This window comes from Pseudomonas sp. 8_5_2 (assembly GCF_059295255.1).
Genome location: NZ_CM181238.1, coordinates 3,173,236 through 3,188,998, shown reverse-complemented (window position 1 = coordinate 3,188,998; position 15,763 = coordinate 3,173,236). Strand labels below are relative to the sequence as shown.

The window sequence follows — 15,763 nt, the reverse complement described above, 5'->3', positions numbered from 1 at the left end:
CATGCCGGCGGCCGAGCATGCCTATGCCTACCCGCTGCTGATCAAGCGCCTGCTGCTGTCTGGCGTGCGTTACCAGCCCAACCAGGAAATCGTCTACGCCGACAGGTTGCGCTACACCTACACCACGCTGCTGCTACGTATCCAGCAGCTGGCCAACGTGCTGACTGCCGCCGGGGTCAGGCCAGGCGACACGGTGGCTTTGCTCGACTGGGACAGCCATCGGGCGCTGGAGTGCTTCTTTGCCGTACCCATGCTGGGTGCGGTGCTGCACACGGTGAATGTGCGGCTGTCCACCGAGCAGCTGCGCTACACCATGAACCATGCCGAGGACCGGTGGGTGCTGGTGCATGACGACTTTCTGCCGTTGATGCAGCAGCTGCACGCAGATTTACCTGCCGTACAGGGCTTCATCCGCCTCAGTGACGGGGCCCCCGCGCCACTGGGTGTAGCGTTGCTGGGCGAGTACGAAGACCTGCTGGCGGGCGCCGAACCGGTGTTTGAATTTGCTGACTTTGACGAACATTCGCTGGCCACGCTGTTCTATACCAGCGGTACCACCGGCAACCCCAAAGGGGTGTACTTCAGCCATCGACAACTGGTGCTGCATACCCTGGTCGAACAGGGCACCCTGGCCGCATGCGGCGAGCAGCCGCTGCTGCGCAGCGGTGATGTGTACATGCCCATTACGCCGATGTTCCACGTGCATGCCTGGGGCGTGCCCTATGTGGCCACTGCACTGGGTATCAAGCAGGTTTATCCCGGGCGCTACGAACCTGACCGTCTGGTACGCCTTTACCGTGAAGAGGGGGTGACCTTTTCGCATTGCGTGCCCACCGTGCTGCAAATGATGCTCGACAGCGAGCAAGGGCGCTGCACCGACCTGACTGGCTGGAAAATGCTGCTGGGCGGCAGTGCCCTGACCCTGGGCCTGGCGCAGCGCGCCAGCGAGCGTGGCATCCGCGTGCATTGCGGTTACGGCATGTCGGAAAGCTGCCCGCTGCTGAGCATCACCCACCTGAACGCCGACCTCCTGGCATCGCCGATGGCGCAGCAGTTGCCAATGCGCATCGAAGCCGGCGTGCCGATCGCCATGGTGGACCTGCGCATCGTCGACAGCGAGGGCGCGCAGGTGCCCCACGACGGCGAAAGCCTGGGCGAGATCGTGGTGCGTGCGCCGTGGCTGACCCAAGGCTACCTGCATGAACCGGAGCAGGGTGCAGCGTTGTGGCTGGGGGGCTGGATGCACACCGGTGACCTGGCCTGCATCGACGCGGCGGGCGTGGTGCGCATTCGCGACCGTATCAAGGATGTGATCAAGACCGGCGGCGAGTGGGTCAGCTCGGTCGCGCTGGAGAACTTCATCAGCCAGCACCCGTCCGTCGCGTCGGTAGCGGTGATCGGTATTGCTGACCCAAAGTGGGGGGAACAACCCCTGGCCCTGGTGGTCTGCTATGACGGTGAGCTGCTGGATCAACCAGCGCTGGCCCGTCACCTGCAGCCGTATGTCGACAGCGGGCAGTTGAACAAGTGGGCGATACCGCGACAGCTGCGTTGCGTGAGTGAAATCCCGAGGACCAGTGTCGGCAAGATCGACAAGAAGCGCATCCGCCTGGCTGAGCTGTAGGTTGCGACCCGGCGTCAGGGCTATCCGGCCCCGGCGCCTGGCAAGCGCGGGACGCGTCCGTTGACTACTGTTCTCTTAGGTAAAGTTGAGTAAAAGCGGCCACGGCGTAATACAGGGATCAGTATCGTGGTTTGAACTGTCCAGCCCAAAGAAGCCATTGATGAACACACTTCCGTCGCAGCCAAGCGCTGAACGCGGGGCGTTCTCCAGTTTCGAGGCGTGTCGCAATACCCAGCATGGCCCCGTGGTGATCCTCGCTTCGGGCGCATCCGCCAGGCATTTTCCGTTGGGCGAGTTCGCGCACCTGCCCATCATCGCCATGAACGGGTCGGTTGCCATGACCGCCGAACATGGCATCCGGCCGTTCTTCTACGTGTGTACCGACAAGAGCTTCCGCCTGCAACAGCCGGCCCTGTTCGCCATCGCGCTGCGCGACAGCCAGCGCCTGGCACTGTGGCCGGAACAGTATTCAGGTGCCGAGGTAGCGCCCGACGCCGAGCGTTATGCCTTGCACAAGGCCGATACGCCGGGCCTGCTCGATGGCCTGCGCGGCCACGGCGGCAGTTGTGTGTGCAACCGTGCCCTGTGGAGCAAGCGCACGCGCTCGATCGCCTTCAGCAAAGACCTGGCGCATGGCTTCTTCGATGCACGCACCGTGGCGTATGTGGCCCTGCAACTGGCCTACCACCTGGGCTTCGAAGAGGTCTTGCTGGTAGGCGTGGACCTGGACCAGGCGGTAGGCCGTTTCTATGAACAAGGCCAGGGCCCATGCTCACCGTGCGGGCTCGACCAGCATTGGGACAGCCGCATCCTGCCATCGCTGACGCTGATGGCCCGCGAGGTGGTCAACGAGCACTTCCACGTCTACAACCTGTCGGCGACCTCGCGGATACCGACCGAGCTGATACCCAAGGTCAACCTCAGTCAGGCAAGGCAGATTGCCGGCTGCGCGATTACCTGAGCAAGAAAGCGAGTGCGTGAAGGGCTGTGGATGCGTACAGTTCGCTGATCGCAACTTGCCAGGAGCCTGCTGATGTCCAGCGCCTTCACCTTCATGCCATCGCCCGTCGGCACGCTGACCCTGGTAGCCCGCGGCGACTGCCTGGCCGCCGTGCTGTGGGAACAGGAGCGGGAAAACCGCGTGCGCCTGGGGGCCTTGCACCGTAACGACCAGTCGCCGGTACTGCGGGAAGCCGCCCGCCAGCTGGGCGAGTATTTCGCCGGCAAGCGCCAGCGGTTCGAACTGGCGCTGGATTTTGCCGGTACCGAGTTCCAGCGCCAGGTGTGGGCCGCGCTGCTGGCGATACCCTTTGGCGAGACCCGCAGTTATGGCGACATCGCCCGGCAGATCGGCAACCCCAGCGCGGTACGCGCGGTGGGCGCCGCCAATGGCCGCAACCCCATCTCGATCATCGCACCGTGCCACCGGGTAATCGGCGCTTCGGGCAGCCTGACCGGGTTTGCCGGCGGGCTGGCGGCCAAGCAGTACCTGTTGGCGCTGGAGGGTCGGCAGACCTTGGCCCTGGACCTGTAATGCTTCAGCAGAACCAGCTGGCGAGCAGGCAGGCCAATACCGTCAGCGCCGAGCCAGCCAGCAGGGTGTAATGCCGGTGGGCTCGCCTGGCATGTGGCCGGACTTCACGCAGGTATTCGCCGGGCGTCGGGGCATCGGGCCGGTGGCGCAGGCCTTCGGCCACATCGGCCAGCTGGCCGTGAATGATCAAGCCGACCACGTAGTAGGTGCAGGCGTAGCTCAGCAACACCAGAAACAGATAAATCATGCGGGGTGCGGGTCCAACGGCAACGTCACGGCGCTGGCATTGGCGGTGTCCAGCAGCACCAGTCCTTCGCTGCGCTCATCCAGGCTGGCCAGCAAGCGCCCTTGGCTGTCCCAGGCGGCAGAACCACCGGCGCCGATGAATGTGTCGGCAGGGCCCACGCAGTTGGCCATCAGCACCGGCATGCCGAGCTCGCGCGCCACCTCGGGGTAATGCGCGTAGCCTTCGCGGATGCCCTTGGCGGTTTTGGCCACGCTGACCAGATACAGGTCGGCGCCGTGTTCGTGCGCTGCCGCGGCGTGCGCCATGAACATCGATTCGTAGCAGATGGCGGGTGCCAGGCGGTGCTCGCCCACTTCCAGCAGCACGTTTTGGTCGCCGGGGGTGAACCAGGGCAGCTCGTCTTCATGCAGGCGCCGCTTTGCATAGGCTTGGCGCGGCGCCCCGGGGCGGAAGATCGGCATGCCGATGCGGATGCCGTCCGGCGTCGGCAGCGGCAGGCCAACGGCAACGCTGATGCCGAGGCGGTCGCAGGCTGCCTGCAGCGGGTCGAGCCGTGCCGAACTGATCGGCAAGGCAGTCTGGCGCGCCAGGCTTGGCTCATAGCCAGTCAGCGACAGCTCAGGGAACACCACCACTTCGGCGCCAAGGGCCGCAGCCTGTTCGATGCAGGCCAGGTGGCGCTGCAGGTTACCCGGCACATCGCCCTTGATCGAGGCCAGTTGCACGGCGCATAGCTTCATGAAAAACCCTTCCCTGGTACAGGTTGAACGCCGAGCATACTACCGGCATCAACGCCTGTACCAGTGAAGGGTTTTTCAGGAAGCCGGGTGCGCGGCGAAGCGCTGGCGGAGCCAGTCGTCGTGCATGGCCTTTTCGGCGTGCAGGCGCTCGCTGCTGCTGGCGGCCCGGCCGGGGCGGCTGAGGTACATCTTGTCGCTGACCCGTTGCCGGGCTTGCTGGTCGGCTTTGCCGGCGGAATTTTTCCGGATGATCGAAACGCACCTCCACCTGCGCGGCTGGGGTGCCTTGTGCCATGCTGTTCAGTGAAAGCGCCATGAGCACGGCATATACAAGGGCGGTACGTATGAAGCACCTGCGCAATGAGTGGCGTGCAGGTCCATTTTACCCCTGGCGTGGCGCGACCAGCAGAGGACGATTGTAATGGGACGGTTTCGGCGTCTGATGGCCAACCTGCGCGGGCGGGACTTGGCAGTCGGCGATATCCATGGTCACTTCCAGCGGCTGAAACACTGCCTGGATGCGGTAGGGTTCGATCCGGCCGTGGATCGCCTGTTCAGCGTAGGTGATCTGGTCGACCGTGGGCCGGACAGCGAGGCGGCGCTGGAATGGCTGGCGCAGCCCTGGTTCCATGCCGTGCAAGGTAACCATGAGGCCCTGGCGATTACCCGCGTGCGCGGCGGGCGACTCGACCTGGACATGTACCGCGCCGCTGGGGGCAGCTGGTTTCTTGACTTGCCGCGGGCCGAACAGTTGCCTTTCGTGCAGCGTTTCGAGCAACTGCCGATTGCGATAGAGGTTGAAAGTGCAGCAGGCCTGGTAGGCCTGTTGCATGCAGACAGCCCATTTGCCGAATGGGCAGAATTGCGGAGCTGGCTGGAACTGGATGACAACCCCGAAGTACGTGAAGTGTGCCAGTGGTCGCGGCGGCGACTGAAGTTTGGCGACACCCGGCCGGTGAACGGCCTGCGTGCCTTGCTGGTCGGCCACACACCGGTGCTGGAGGCCAAGCAGTTGGGTAATGTCTGGCATCTGGACACGGGTGGCTGGGCCAGCGGCCATTTCACCTTGATGGACATGCGCACGCTGAAACTGGTCAGCCCCAGGCCAGGTGAAACAGCAACGCCGCAGCCAGCAGCACCAGCATGAGCCCTGAGGCCCGTTCCAGCCACCCCAGGCTGCGGGCGAAACGCCGCAGTACCCGTGGGTTGCCGATGGCCAAGGCAACCAGCAGGTCCCATAGCAGCACGATGCTGAACATCCACAGCGCGTAGGCTGCTTTCCAGCCGGCGCTGGCGCTGACCACCATGCTGGCCAGGCTGGCATAGAACAGCGCGTTCTTGGGGTTGAGCAGGCCGGACAGCAAACCCATGCCCAAGCCATGCCACCAGCCTTGCACAGCCTGCTTGCCCGTTGCCGCGCTCATGCTGGTTTGCCCGGCATGGCGCAGGAACAGCACACCGATGTACAGCAGGTAGCTGGCACCGGCCAACTGCAGAACCATGAACAGAAAGGTGCCTTCCTGAAGCACCGAAAGGCCGGTAAAGGCCATGACGATGAACGCGCCGTTGGCCAGGGCAATACCCAGGCACGCGCCGCTGGCGATGCGCCAGCCGCTGTTGATCGATGAGCGCGCGACCAGGAAGAAATCCGGGCCGGGCGAGAGCAGGGCGAGGAAGTGGGCGAGGGCGATGATCAGGAATTGTTGCATGGGGGCGGCTCTTGCGGAAAAGCCGCAGTCTGCCCAGCTGCGCACAAGCCGTATTGAACAATATTGCATGCTCCTACAGGCTTTCAGTCAGCCCGATACTGCCCCGGCGTCATGCCCACATGGGCCTTGAATACCCGCTGGAAATGGCTCTGGTCGGCAAATCCCAGCTGATAGGCCACCTCCGCCAGCGCCTGCCCCTCACCGAGCATCTGCCGCCCCCGGTTGACCCGGGCATTGAGCAGGTAGGCATGCGGAGTAAACCCGGTGGCCGCCCGAAATGCTCGGATCAGCTGATAGCGCCCGAGTTCTGCCTCCCTGGCCAGCAGTTCAAGGCTCAAGTGCGCAGGGTCCATGCCTTCGACGCGTGCGAGCAACCCGTTCAACGCGCTCGCCCCCAGCCCCGGCGCCGCCAGCAGCGGTGCATGTGCGCGACAGTCCAGGTCACCCAGAAAAGCAATCAGCGCTGCATCCTTCTCAGCGTTGCTGGCACCGGAAAACAGCACCCGGTTCATCTCGCAGAATTGTCGATACACCGCTGGCTCCCGGCAGATACGTGCCGGGGCTGACGTGTCGGCGACGTCCAGCCCGGACTCACGGCGCAGCTGCGTCAGCCAGTGGGCATCCACATGCAGCATCTGGTAGCTCCAGGCATGCCCGGGCGCGGGGTTGCAGGCATGTACGCGGTGGGCAGGTACCAGCACCAGCGTACCGGGCGTCAGGCGTTCCTGGCCGTTACCGGCACCGGTGAAATGGCTATGACCGGCATCCACCGCACCGATCGAAAACGTCGGGTGGCTGTGGGCCTTGTAGCAGGCACGGCTGTGGCAGGCGCGGCGGCTTTCGACGTGCGGCAGGGCCGGGTCGCGCCACAGGGCGGCTTGGGAAGGGGGCATCAGGCTGTCCTCGATAGCGCCGGAAGATTAACAGCTGCGGCGTACCCGTACAGTTTTTATCGCTGGCTGTAGCTTGACCGCAAGGCCCTCGACACGCCGAAATAGACGGCTGTTGTCAAAGGAAAACAAGAATGGACCTTTCAAGCCTGCTGCTCTTCATCCCCGCCTGCTTTGCCCTGAACATGGCTCCGGGGCCGAACAACCTGCTGTCACTGCACAACGCCAGCCGCTACGGCCTGCGCACGGCCTGCGTGGCCGGTGGCGGACGTATTGTCGCCTTCAGCGGCATGATCGCCCTGGCGGCCATGGGCCTGGCGGTGGTACTGCATACCAGCGAATACCTGTTCCTGGCCATCAAGGTGGTGGGTGCGGCGTACCTGTTCTACATCGCCTGGCAACTGTGGCGTGCGCCGGTGGGCGAGGCCGTGGTCGCCGCTGATCACCCGCGCGGCACCTGGCGCCTGGCACGCCAGGAGTTCTGGGTCGCGGCCGGCAACCCCAAGGCCATCCTGATCTTCACCGCCTTCCTGCCGCAATTCGTCTCGGTTGGCAGCGCTACCCCGGTAAGCGAGCAGTTCCTGTGGCTGGGTGTGCTGTTCCTGCTGCTGGAGTGGGCCGCGATCGCGATCTACGGGGGGCTTGGCGCCTACATGCAACGCTGGTTCAGCCAGCCTGGCCCGCGTCGGTTGTTCAATCGGGTCAGCGCCTCCCTGCTGGGCTGCGCTGGCCTCGGCTTGCTGGCTGCACGGCGCTAGAACTGCCAGCGGACCCCCAGGTTGACGCCGCTGGCTTCCTGCTGGCGGCTGTCCAGGTTGGCGCTGTACTGCACGCCGCCATGCAGGCTCAGCGCTTCGCTGACCTGCGCCACCACGCCGCTTTCCAGTTGCACGGAGGTATAGCGGTAGTCGGTCTTGATCTTGTCGGCGCCATCGAAGGTCAGGGTGTCACGGCCACCATCACCGTGCCACAGGTTGACCTGCGCATAGGGCTGCAGCCGCCGCCCGCTGCTGCCGGTAAATGCACCCTGCAGGCGCACGCCAAGGCGGCCGGTCAGCTCGACCTGAGCGTCATGGCTGATGTGCGAGACGCTGTCGCTGGCGCTGTCGAGCGAGACCTTCTGTGCGATCAGCTGGGCTTGTGGCTCCAGCGTCCAGCGTTCGGACAAGGCGATGGGGTAGCCGGATTCCAGCGAAGCGGTCCAGGCATGGCCATCGATGTTCAGCTTGTCACCGCGGTGCGAGCGCGCCCGGCCATCGAGGCGGGAGTACTGCAATACCGCATCCAGGTACGCGCCTTGCGGGTCGACCAGCGTCCAGTAGGCGCCCACGCTGTCGCCATCGAGTTTCAGGTCACCGACGCTGCGGTCGTGCATGGCCAGTGCGAAACCTTTGATGTCGGCATCCAGCCGGCTATGGCTGACGTAGAAACCCACGTGTTGGCGGTATCCGTTGTCGCCAACCTTGGCATACACGTCCTGGCCAACCTTGAAACCGTACAGGTCACCATCCAGGCTCGGGCTGACCGTGCCGCTCCACTGCTGGCGCAGGCTGCCACCGTAGGCCTGGCCCCAGCTGGCGGGCAGGGTGCCTTCGCCTTGCAGCAGCAGCTGATCGCCCTGGCGCTGGTGGAAAGTGCCCAACGCCTGGCGGGCGATGATTGCGGCGCCCCTTGGCGCAGCGGCATACACCGGAACTTCAGGCCGATACAGTGGCAGGCTCTCACCTTGAACCGCTGCGGGCAGCTCGATCTGGCCGGGCGCAGGCGCCGCGACAGGCGGGGTGGGAATCGGTTGCGCAGGCTGGGTCGGGTCTTCTGGTTGCGGAGCGGGAGCGGGTGCTGCGACCAAGGTCGAGCGCAGGTAGAAGCTCTCAGCATCCCTGAACAAACGATAGTCATATGCGCCGGCTGATAGCCTCTGCGTCTGCACGAATGCTGTTGGCGTGCTGGTGGCACCGTCCCGTGCTTCGACGACCAGGATCCCCTTTTGCGGAGTTGCCGCGCCTGTGCCACCAAAATTGTCGACAAGCAACTGGGTGGAGCCGTTGATGGCGCCACCGCTGACCACCAGCCGGTCAGAGGCCGCGCCATCACCGGCCAGCACGCTGTTCAAGCGCAGGGTGCCATTGTTGCCGCTGTAGTTGCCCTCGATAGTCAGGCGGCCTTGGGCATCGTTGCCACGACTGAGGTCGATGATGCCAGCGTTTTCAACCGTCGCCTTGTTGCCGCTCTGGGCGCTGGCGATACTGCCTGTGCTGCTGAACAGTCGGCTGCTCGCATCGATCTGCAAGGTGCCGGTGCCGGTGGCAGGTATTACCCGAGGTTCGCTGGCGCCCAGATCACCCAGTTTCAAGGTGTCGTCGAGGGCCAGCTGGCTGCCCTGGCTGAGCTTGATGGTTTCCCAGTTGATGTACAGCGCGCCTTTACCGACCTGGCTGTTTACAAAGGTCAATATGTCCGTGCCAGTACCGCCGTCGAGGGTGACAGACGAGGCTACCAGGTCAATGGCACTGACCGTGGCAGTGTCGTCGTCATTGCCCATGTCGACTCGCCCACCCATGTCGACCCGCCCGATGGTGCCACCCAGCCACTTGAAGACATCGTTGCCCGCACTTGCCAATACGTTGCCTTGCACGCTGCCGCCGCTGATGGTGATGGTGTCCACGCCACCGCTGGTGCTGATGTTGCCGCCGATGGTGCCGCCCAGAATGACGATGGTGTCGTTGCCAAAGCCGCTGACCACGTTGCCGACCACGGTGGTACTGCCCCCGGGCGCTTCGGACATTTCCAGGAAGTTGTCTGCAAGCTTCAGGTCTATCCGGCCAATGCTGCCGCCTTTGAACCTGGCAGTGTCGCCATCTTCGAAAGCGCCCCTGATGGTGCCGCCGGTCATGAGGAATGTGTCCATGTCGCCGCCCTGGTTCAACGACCCCAGGGTGCCGCCCTCCATTCTGAACGCGTCCCGACCATTGCCTTGCTGCAACGACAGAACCGTGCCGCCGCTGATGCTGACCGCATCGTCGTCGGCGGTCTGCACGATCGCGCCCAGGCTGTCGCCCGGTACGACCGTCAAGGATTGGGACTGGGCCAGCAAAGGCAGTGTCAGTAGAGGAAGTGCTACAGGCAGCAGCAGGCGAGGGCAGCGCATAGGCAGGTCTCCGGGTCCATTAGAGGGTCCACTACCTGAAGCGACGCCATCGGGGAGGCTTCGGCCCTGCCTGACTTGTATGGAATACGCGGAGAAGGGACAACTGGCAAAAATGCTAGGTGGCCCTGGGCTATCAGTCGCGGTAGAACGTTTGCACCAGGTGATAGCCGAACTTGCTCTTGATTGGCCCGTGCACTACACGCAAGGGCTTCTTGAAGATGATCTGGTCGATGGCGCCAACCATCTGGCCAGGACGAACCTCGCCCAGGTCGCCGCCACGCTTGCCCGAAGGGCAGATGGAAAACTTTTTCGCCAGCACATCGAACGCCTCGCCGTTGGCGATGCGCTGCTTGAGCTTTTCGGCTTCGTCAGCGGTCTTGACCAGGATGTGGCGGGCTTGGGCTTTCATGGGATACCTGTGCATCGGGGTGCAAAAAAGGGGCGCATTATGCCTGATCTGATCAGCCCGAGGCCATCCATGGCGGGGGCGATCCCTGTGAACGGGTGGCGCTTACTCGACGGTGGCCTTTTGCACGTCCTGTGACGCCGACCACACGCGGTAGCGCACCTCCACATCCTTTGGCACATACACAACCACAGGCAGCTTGCTGTTGTAGCGCAGCATGAAGCCTTCACCCACCACCGGCACGAAGGCTTCGGTCTGCTTGCCGTCCGGGCAGGTCATCAGCGTGCTGAGCGGGCCGCTGACCTTGTCCAGGCGGTAGTAGTTGTAGCCCCAGCCTTCCAGGGTACGTTGCTCAAGGCTGCCGCCCAGGCGCTGCTGATTGCAGTCCACCTTCAACGTCTTGCCCGCAAGAATTTCCACTTGGTAGGCCGACTCGTCGGCCTGCGCCGGCAGGTGGATGACCTGCCGGGTGAAGCCTTTTTCTGCCTCGGGGTAGGGCGCGACGTCCTTCAGGCTGGCTGCCATCGCCGGAGCGGCGGCAGCCAGGGTCAGGGCCAGAATCGCGGTGATCGGGGTTGGGCGCATAGGGCCTCCTTGCAGATAAACGAATGCAAGGCCGCTGCCAGGCCCAGGCCACCCATCATTGGGCCAACCAGCCACCATCGACGTTCCAGGCAGCACCGCGGACCTGGCTGCCGGCCTCGCTACAGAGGAATAGTACCAGCTCACCCAAGTGCTCGGGAGTGACGAAAGCCAGCGAAGGCTGCTTTTCTGCCAGCAGATCGTGCTGCGCTTGCAGCGGATCGCCGCCATTGGCAGCACGATCGTCGATCTGCTTCTGCACCAGCGGGGTCAGTACCCAGCCCGGGCAGATGGCGTTGCAGGTGACATGGCTGGTTGCGGTTTCCAGGCCCACCACCTTGGTCAGGCCGATTACGCCATGCTTGGCTGCCACATAAGCCGCCTTGCCGGTCGAGCCTACCAAGCCATGCACCGAGGCAATATTGATGATGCGGCCCCAGTTGCGTGTGCGCATGCCCGGCAAGGCCAGGCGTGTGCCATGGAACACCGCGGACAGGTTGAGGGCGATGATCTTGTCCCAGCTTTCCAGCGGGAACTGCTCGACCGGCGCCACATGCTGGATGCCGGCGTTGTTGACCAGGATGTCGACGCCGCCGAACTCGCGTTCGGCCAGCGCGAACAACGCCTCGATCTGGGCCACGTCCGACAAATCCGCCGGGTGATGCAGCACCTTGACCCCGTGCCGGGCGATTTCGGCCAGTGCCGGGGCCGGGTCGCCAAAGCCGTTGAGCAGGATGTTTGCGCCCGCCCGGGCCAGCACCTGTGCAATCCCCAGGCCGATGCCGCTGGTGGAGCCGGTAATGAGTGCAGTCTTGCCTTGAAGTGCCATGCAAACGCTCCTTTGGTTCAAGCTTTCAGTCAGGCACCACGCGGGCTGTGCCGCCCACTCAACCTCGTGGGTCGAATGCCTCGCGCAGTGCATCGCCAATGAACACCAGCAGCGACAGGATCACCGCCAGCGCGAAGAACGCGGTAAAGCCCAGCCACGGGGCCTCCAGATGCTCCTTGCCCTGGGTCACCAGCTCACCGAGCGAAGCACTGCCAGCCGGCATGCCGAAGCCGAGAAAGTCCAGCGCGGTGAGTGTGGTAATTGCCCCGGTCAACATGAATGGCACATAGGTCAGCGTGGCATTCATGGCATTGGGCAAAATGTGCCGCACCATCACCTGGTTGTCGCTCAAACCCAGCGCGCGGGCAGCCTTCACATACTCCAGGTTGCGCCCGCGCAGGAACTCGGCACGCACCACATCGACCAGGGTCAACCAGGAAAACAGCGCCATGATCCCCAGCAGCCACCAGAAGTCCGGCTCGACAAAACCGCTGAGGATGATCAGCAGATACAGTACCGGCAACCCCGACCACACCTCCAGCAGGCGCTGGCCCAGCAAGTCGACCCAGCCGCCGTGGTAGCCCTGCAGCGCACCGGCGGTCACGCCGATCAGCACGCTGACCGCGGTCAGGGCAAAGGCGAACAGCAACGATACCCGCGTGCCATACAGCACCCGCGCCAGCACATCGCGGCCCTGGTCATCGGTGCCCAGCCAGTTGCTCGTGCTGGGCGGGCTGGGGGTGGGTACCTGCAGGTCATAGTTGGGGGTGTCGGCACTGAACGGGATGGGCGCGAACAGCATCCAGCCGCCCTGGTCTGCGATCAACTGGCGCACATAGGCGCTGCGGTAGTCGGGCTGGAACGGCAGCTGCCCGCCAAACTGCTGCTCGGTGTAGCGCTTGAACGCTGGCACGTACAGCTGGCCCTTGTAACCCAGTAGCAGTGGTTTGTCGTTGGCCACCAGCTCGGCGCCCAGGCACAACAGCAGCAGGCCGGCAAACACCCACAGTGAAACCCAGCCCAGGCGGTTGCGGCGAAAGCGTTGCAGGCGACGGCGCGATACCGGCGAAAGCATCAGTGCGCCCTCGTGTCGAAGTCGATGCGCGGGTCCAGCAGGGTGTATGAGAGGTCACCGATCAGTCGGATCAGCAGGCCGGCCAGGGTGAAGATGAACAGCGTGCCGAACACCACCGGGTAATCCCGGGACACGGCGGCGTCGTAGCTCATGCGGCCCAGGCCATCGAGCGAGAAGATCACCTCGATCAGCAACGAGCCGGCAAAGAACACCGTGATCAGCGCCTGCGGCAGCCCGGCCACCACCAGCAGCATGGCGTTGCGCAGCACGTGGCCATACAGCACCCGGCGCTCGCTGAGGCCCTTGGCCCGGGCGGTAACCACGTACTGCCGGGCAATCTCGTCGAGGAAGGCGTTTTTGGTCAGCAGCGTCAGGGTGGCGAAACCGCCGATCACCAACGCCCCGACCGGCAGCACCAGGTGCCAGAAGTAATCGGCCAGCTTGCCCAGCAGGCTGAGCTGGTCGAAGTTGTCGGAAACCAGGCCGCGCACCGGGAACCAGTTCAGTGACGTGCCGCCGGCGAACAGCACGATCAGCAGCAGGGCGAACAGGAACGAGGGCAGGGCGTAGCCGACCACGATCAATGCGCTGCTCCAGGCATCGAAACGGCTGCCGTGGCGTACCGCCTTGCGGATGCCCAGCGGGATCGACACCAGATAGGTGATCAGCGTGGCCCAGAAGCCCAGGGACAGGGTTACCGGCAATTTGTCGAGGATCAGGTCGGTGACCTTGGCGCCGCGGAAGAAGCTGTTGCCGAAGTCCAGCCGGGCATACTGGCCGAGCATCAGCCACAGGCGCTCTGGCGCGGATTTGTCGAAACCGTACTGGCGCTTGATTTCTTCGAGCAGTTTCGGGTCCAGGCCACGGGTGGCCCTGGACTCGCTGTGCACCCTCTCGACCCGCGCCCCGGGTGCGCCGCCACCAAGGCCCTGCAGGCGCGCCACCGCTTGTTCCACCGGGCCACCGGGCGCCGCCTGGACGATGGCGAAGTTGACCAGCAGGATGGCCAACAGCGTCGGGATGATCAGCAACAGGCGACGCAGCAGGTACGAGGTCATGGCGAGGGCTTCCGGCGTTCGGCCATTTGCGCGTTGGTCAGCGCGGTGGGGCTGACCTCCCACCAGGTGTCCAGACCTTCGTCATAGGTGGCTTGCACCTTGGGCAGGCCGAAGCGGTTCCACCAGGCAGTGGAGCTGCCTGGGGGATAGTAGTTGGGGATCCAGTAATAATTCCATTGCAGCACCCGGTCCAGGGCACGGGCGTGGTGCAGCATGTCGGCCTGGGTATCGGCACGCACCAGGCCGTCGACCAGGCGGTCCACGGCTGGGTCCTGCAGCACCATCAGGTTGTTCGAGCCAGGGTCGTGGGCCGCCGCCGAGCCAAAGTAGTTGTACAGTTCGGCACCCGGCGACAGGGTCACCGGGTAGCCCGTGACGATCATGTCGTAGTCGCGGGCCATCAGGCGATTGACGTACTGGGCCGCGTCGACGTTGCGGATGTTCAGGGTTACGCCGATCTGTGCCAGGTTGCGCTTCCATGGCAGCAGCAGGCGCTCCAGCCCCGCCTGGCCGTTGAGGAAGGTGAACGTCAGCGGCGTGCCCTTGTTGTTCACCAGGCGGTCACCTTCCGGGTGCCAGCCCGCTTGTTCGAGCAGGTCCAGCGCCTGTAGCTGCTGTTTGCGGATGATGCCTGAACCATCGGTAACCGGTGCGCTGAACACAGTGGTGAACACCTCGTCGGGCACCTGCCCGCGTAGCGGCTCGAGCAGCTGCAGCTCGCCGGCGTCCGGCAGCTGGCGGGCCGCCAGCGGGGTGTTGGAGAACACGCTCTGCTGGCGGATATACAGGTTGCGCATCATCTGCCGGTTGCTCCACTCGTAGTCCCACAGCAGGCCCAGCGCCTGGCGCACGCGCCGGTCCTTGAACTGCGGCTGGTCGAGGTTGAACACGAAGCCCTGGGCCACCTGCGGCTTGGCCGGGCCCAGGTGGGCACGCTGCAGCCGGCCATCATCCAGCTGGGCCCCGTTGTAACCTGACGTGTAGGCAGTGGCAGAAAACTCGCGGTTGTAGTCGTAACCGCCGCCTTTCAGCACCTGGCGCGCGACTTCGGTGTCGCCGAAGTACTCGATGCGCAGCTTGTCGAAATTGTAGCGGCCGCGGCTGGTGGGCAGGTCGCGCGCCCACCAGGCCGGGTCGCGTTCGAAGGTGATGCTGCGGCCGTTGTCGATCCGCCCGATGCCGTACGGCCCGCTGCCGACGGGTTTGTCGAAGCCGGCACCATTGGCGAAATCGCGCTGCTGCCAGTCGTGTTCGGGCAGCACCGGCAGGCTGGCGAGGTCCAGCGCCAGGGTGCGGCCGTGGTCGGGCTTGAAGTCGAAGCGCACGCTGCGCGGGCCTTCCACAGTAACGCCGGTAACGTCGGCGAATTGGGTGCGGTATTTGAGGCTGCCCTTGCTCATCAGCAAGTCGAAGGTGAAGCGCACGTCTTCGGCCCGCACCGGCTTGCCATCGGCGAAGGTGGCCCGCGGGTCGATTTCAAAACGCAGCCAGGCGTCATCCGGGCCGCGCTCCATGCGCCGGGCGATCAGGCCGTAAACGGTATAGGGTTCATCGAACGAGCGCACGGCCAGCGGGGCATAGAGCAGGCCGTCGACTTCGCTGACGCCGATACCTTTGTCGATGTACGGCAGAATGTGGTCGAACTGGCCGATTTCGATGGCCGAGCGGCGTAGGATGCCGCCTTTGGGGGCGTTGGGGTTTACGTAGTCGAAGTGCTGGAAGCTGCTGGTGTAGCGGGGGGCTTCGCCGTAGACGGTGAGGGCGTGGGTGGGTGCAGCCTGGCTATGGAGCGAAAAACAAAGCAGGAACAGGTAGCACAGGACCAGTGGGAGCGGGTTCACCCGCGAAAGCGCCAGATCAGGCAACGACGTTGCGTGAACGGACGCATTCGCGGGTGAACCCGCTCCCACAGGGGACATGA

16 protein-coding genes and 1 pseudogene are annotated in these 15,763 nt (G+C 64.4%); 5 read left to right on the top strand and 12 right to left on the bottom strand.

The annotated features are described in order from the left end of the window. Window position 1 precedes the first annotated feature (1 nt). The 3 genes from AC5O5R_RS14625 to AC5O5R_RS14615 all read left to right on the top strand — a co-directional run bounded on the left by AC5O5R_RS14625 (window position 2) and on the right by AC5O5R_RS14615 (window position 3,158). Entirely contained in the window at window positions 2-1,624 is a 1,623-nt protein-coding gene (locus AC5O5R_RS14625) for a fatty acid--CoA ligase (protein WP_172225220.1), read from the top strand. Between the two features lie 160 nt (window positions 1,625-1,784). After that, complete coding sequence (locus AC5O5R_RS14620) at window positions 1,785-2,585, top strand: WaaZ-like lipopolysaccharide core biosynthesis protein (RefSeq protein ID WP_172225171.1); 801 nt, start codon at window positions 1,785-1,787, stop codon at window positions 2,583-2,585. A gap of 72 nt (window positions 2,586-2,657) precedes the next feature. Further along, a complete protein-coding gene (locus AC5O5R_RS14615; protein ID WP_172225173.1) occupies window positions 2,658-3,158 on the top strand; it encodes a methylated-DNA--[protein]-cysteine S-methyltransferase in 501 nt (166 codons plus the stop codon). Window positions 3,159-3,162: 4 nt separating this feature from the next. On the opposite strand, the gene AC5O5R_RS14610 is transcribed toward AC5O5R_RS14615, so the two are convergent. From AC5O5R_RS14610 to AC5O5R_RS14600, 3 genes and pseudogenes are all read right to left on the bottom strand, one after another. After that, window positions 3,163-3,405 (bottom strand): hypothetical protein, encoded by a 243-nt coding sequence (locus AC5O5R_RS14610; RefSeq protein ID WP_172225176.1) that lies wholly within the window; start codon window positions 3,403-3,405, stop codon window positions 3,163-3,165. Beyond that, entirely contained in the window at window positions 3,402-4,145 is a 744-nt protein-coding gene (locus tag AC5O5R_RS14605; RefSeq protein ID WP_172225178.1) for a carbon-nitrogen hydrolase family protein, read from the bottom strand. Before AC5O5R_RS14605 ends, AC5O5R_RS14610 begins: the two co-directional genes overlap by 4 nt. Window positions 4,146-4,220: 75 nt before the next feature. Then, window positions 4,221-4,491, bottom strand: a pseudogene (locus AC5O5R_RS14600) (hypothetical protein). Window positions 4,492-4,566: 75 nt separating this feature from the next. Here AC5O5R_RS14600 and AC5O5R_RS14595 point away from each other — a divergent pair. Beyond that, window positions 4,567-5,292: a metallophosphoesterase gene (locus tag AC5O5R_RS14595; RefSeq protein WP_172225181.1), complete on the top strand. Its 726-nt coding sequence runs from the start codon at window positions 4,567-4,569 to the stop codon at window positions 5,290-5,292. Here the strand turns inward: AC5O5R_RS14595 and AC5O5R_RS14590 are convergent. Both AC5O5R_RS14590 and AC5O5R_RS14585 read right to left on the bottom strand, forming a co-directional pair. Beyond that, the gene (locus AC5O5R_RS14590; RefSeq protein WP_172225184.1) at window positions 5,240-5,854 is read right to left on the bottom strand and encodes a LysE family translocator; all 615 of its coding nucleotides are present in this window, start codon (window positions 5,852-5,854) and stop codon (window positions 5,240-5,242) included. The genes AC5O5R_RS14595 and AC5O5R_RS14590 overlap by 53 nt on opposite strands. Before the next feature lie 83 nt (window positions 5,855-5,937). After that, window positions 5,938-6,747 carry a helix-turn-helix transcriptional regulator gene (locus tag AC5O5R_RS14585; RefSeq protein WP_172225188.1) on the bottom strand — a complete coding sequence of 270 codons (810 nt, stop codon included), beginning with the start codon at window positions 6,745-6,747 and terminating at the stop codon, window positions 5,938-5,940. A gap of 131 nt (window positions 6,748-6,878) precedes the next feature. Here AC5O5R_RS14585 and AC5O5R_RS14580 point away from each other — a divergent pair, with 131 nt between their 5' ends. Continuing rightward, the gene (locus AC5O5R_RS14580; RefSeq protein WP_172225193.1) at window positions 6,879-7,502 is read left to right on the top strand and encodes a LysE family translocator; all 624 of its coding nucleotides are present in this window, start codon (window positions 6,879-6,881) and stop codon (window positions 7,500-7,502) included. Here the strand turns inward: AC5O5R_RS14580 and AC5O5R_RS14575 are convergent. The 7 genes from AC5O5R_RS14575 to AC5O5R_RS14545 form a co-directional block, all read right to left on the bottom strand. Next, entirely contained in the window at window positions 7,499-9,892 is a 2,394-nt protein-coding gene (locus tag AC5O5R_RS14575) for an autotransporter family protein (protein WP_172225196.1), read from the bottom strand. The genes AC5O5R_RS14580 and AC5O5R_RS14575 overlap by 4 nt on opposite strands. Before the next feature lie 133 nt (window positions 9,893-10,025). Beyond that, window positions 10,026-10,301: a peptidylprolyl isomerase gene (locus AC5O5R_RS14570; RefSeq protein ID WP_172225200.1), complete on the bottom strand. Its 276-nt coding sequence runs from the start codon at window positions 10,299-10,301 to the stop codon at window positions 10,026-10,028. A 102-nt stretch (window positions 10,302-10,403) separates the two neighbouring features. Beyond that, window positions 10,404-10,883: a serine protease inhibitor ecotin gene (gene eco, locus AC5O5R_RS14565; RefSeq protein WP_172225203.1), complete on the bottom strand. Its 480-nt coding sequence runs from the start codon at window positions 10,881-10,883 to the stop codon at window positions 10,404-10,406. A gap of 55 nt (window positions 10,884-10,938) precedes the next feature. Beyond that, window positions 10,939-11,709, bottom strand: a complete 771-nt coding sequence (gene hbdH / locus AC5O5R_RS14560; protein WP_172225206.1) for a 3-hydroxybutyrate dehydrogenase — start codon at window positions 11,707-11,709, stop codon at window positions 10,939-10,941. 58 nt (window positions 11,710-11,767) lie between these two features. Further along, window positions 11,768-12,784, bottom strand: coding sequence for an ABC transporter permease (locus AC5O5R_RS14555; RefSeq protein ID WP_172225209.1), 1,017 nt, complete (start codon window positions 12,782-12,784; stop codon window positions 11,768-11,770). Further along, the gene (locus AC5O5R_RS14550) at window positions 12,784-13,842 is read right to left on the bottom strand and encodes a microcin C ABC transporter permease YejB (protein ID WP_172225212.1); all 1,059 of its coding nucleotides are present in this window, start codon (window positions 13,840-13,842) and stop codon (window positions 12,784-12,786) included. Before AC5O5R_RS14550 ends, AC5O5R_RS14555 begins: the two co-directional genes overlap by 1 nt. Next, window positions 13,839-15,761, bottom strand: a complete 1,923-nt coding sequence (locus tag AC5O5R_RS14545) for an extracellular solute-binding protein (protein ID WP_172225215.1) — start codon at window positions 15,759-15,761, stop codon at window positions 13,839-13,841. The genes AC5O5R_RS14550 and AC5O5R_RS14545 overlap by 4 nt, the downstream gene beginning before the upstream one ends. Window positions 15,762-15,763 lie beyond the last annotated feature (2 nt).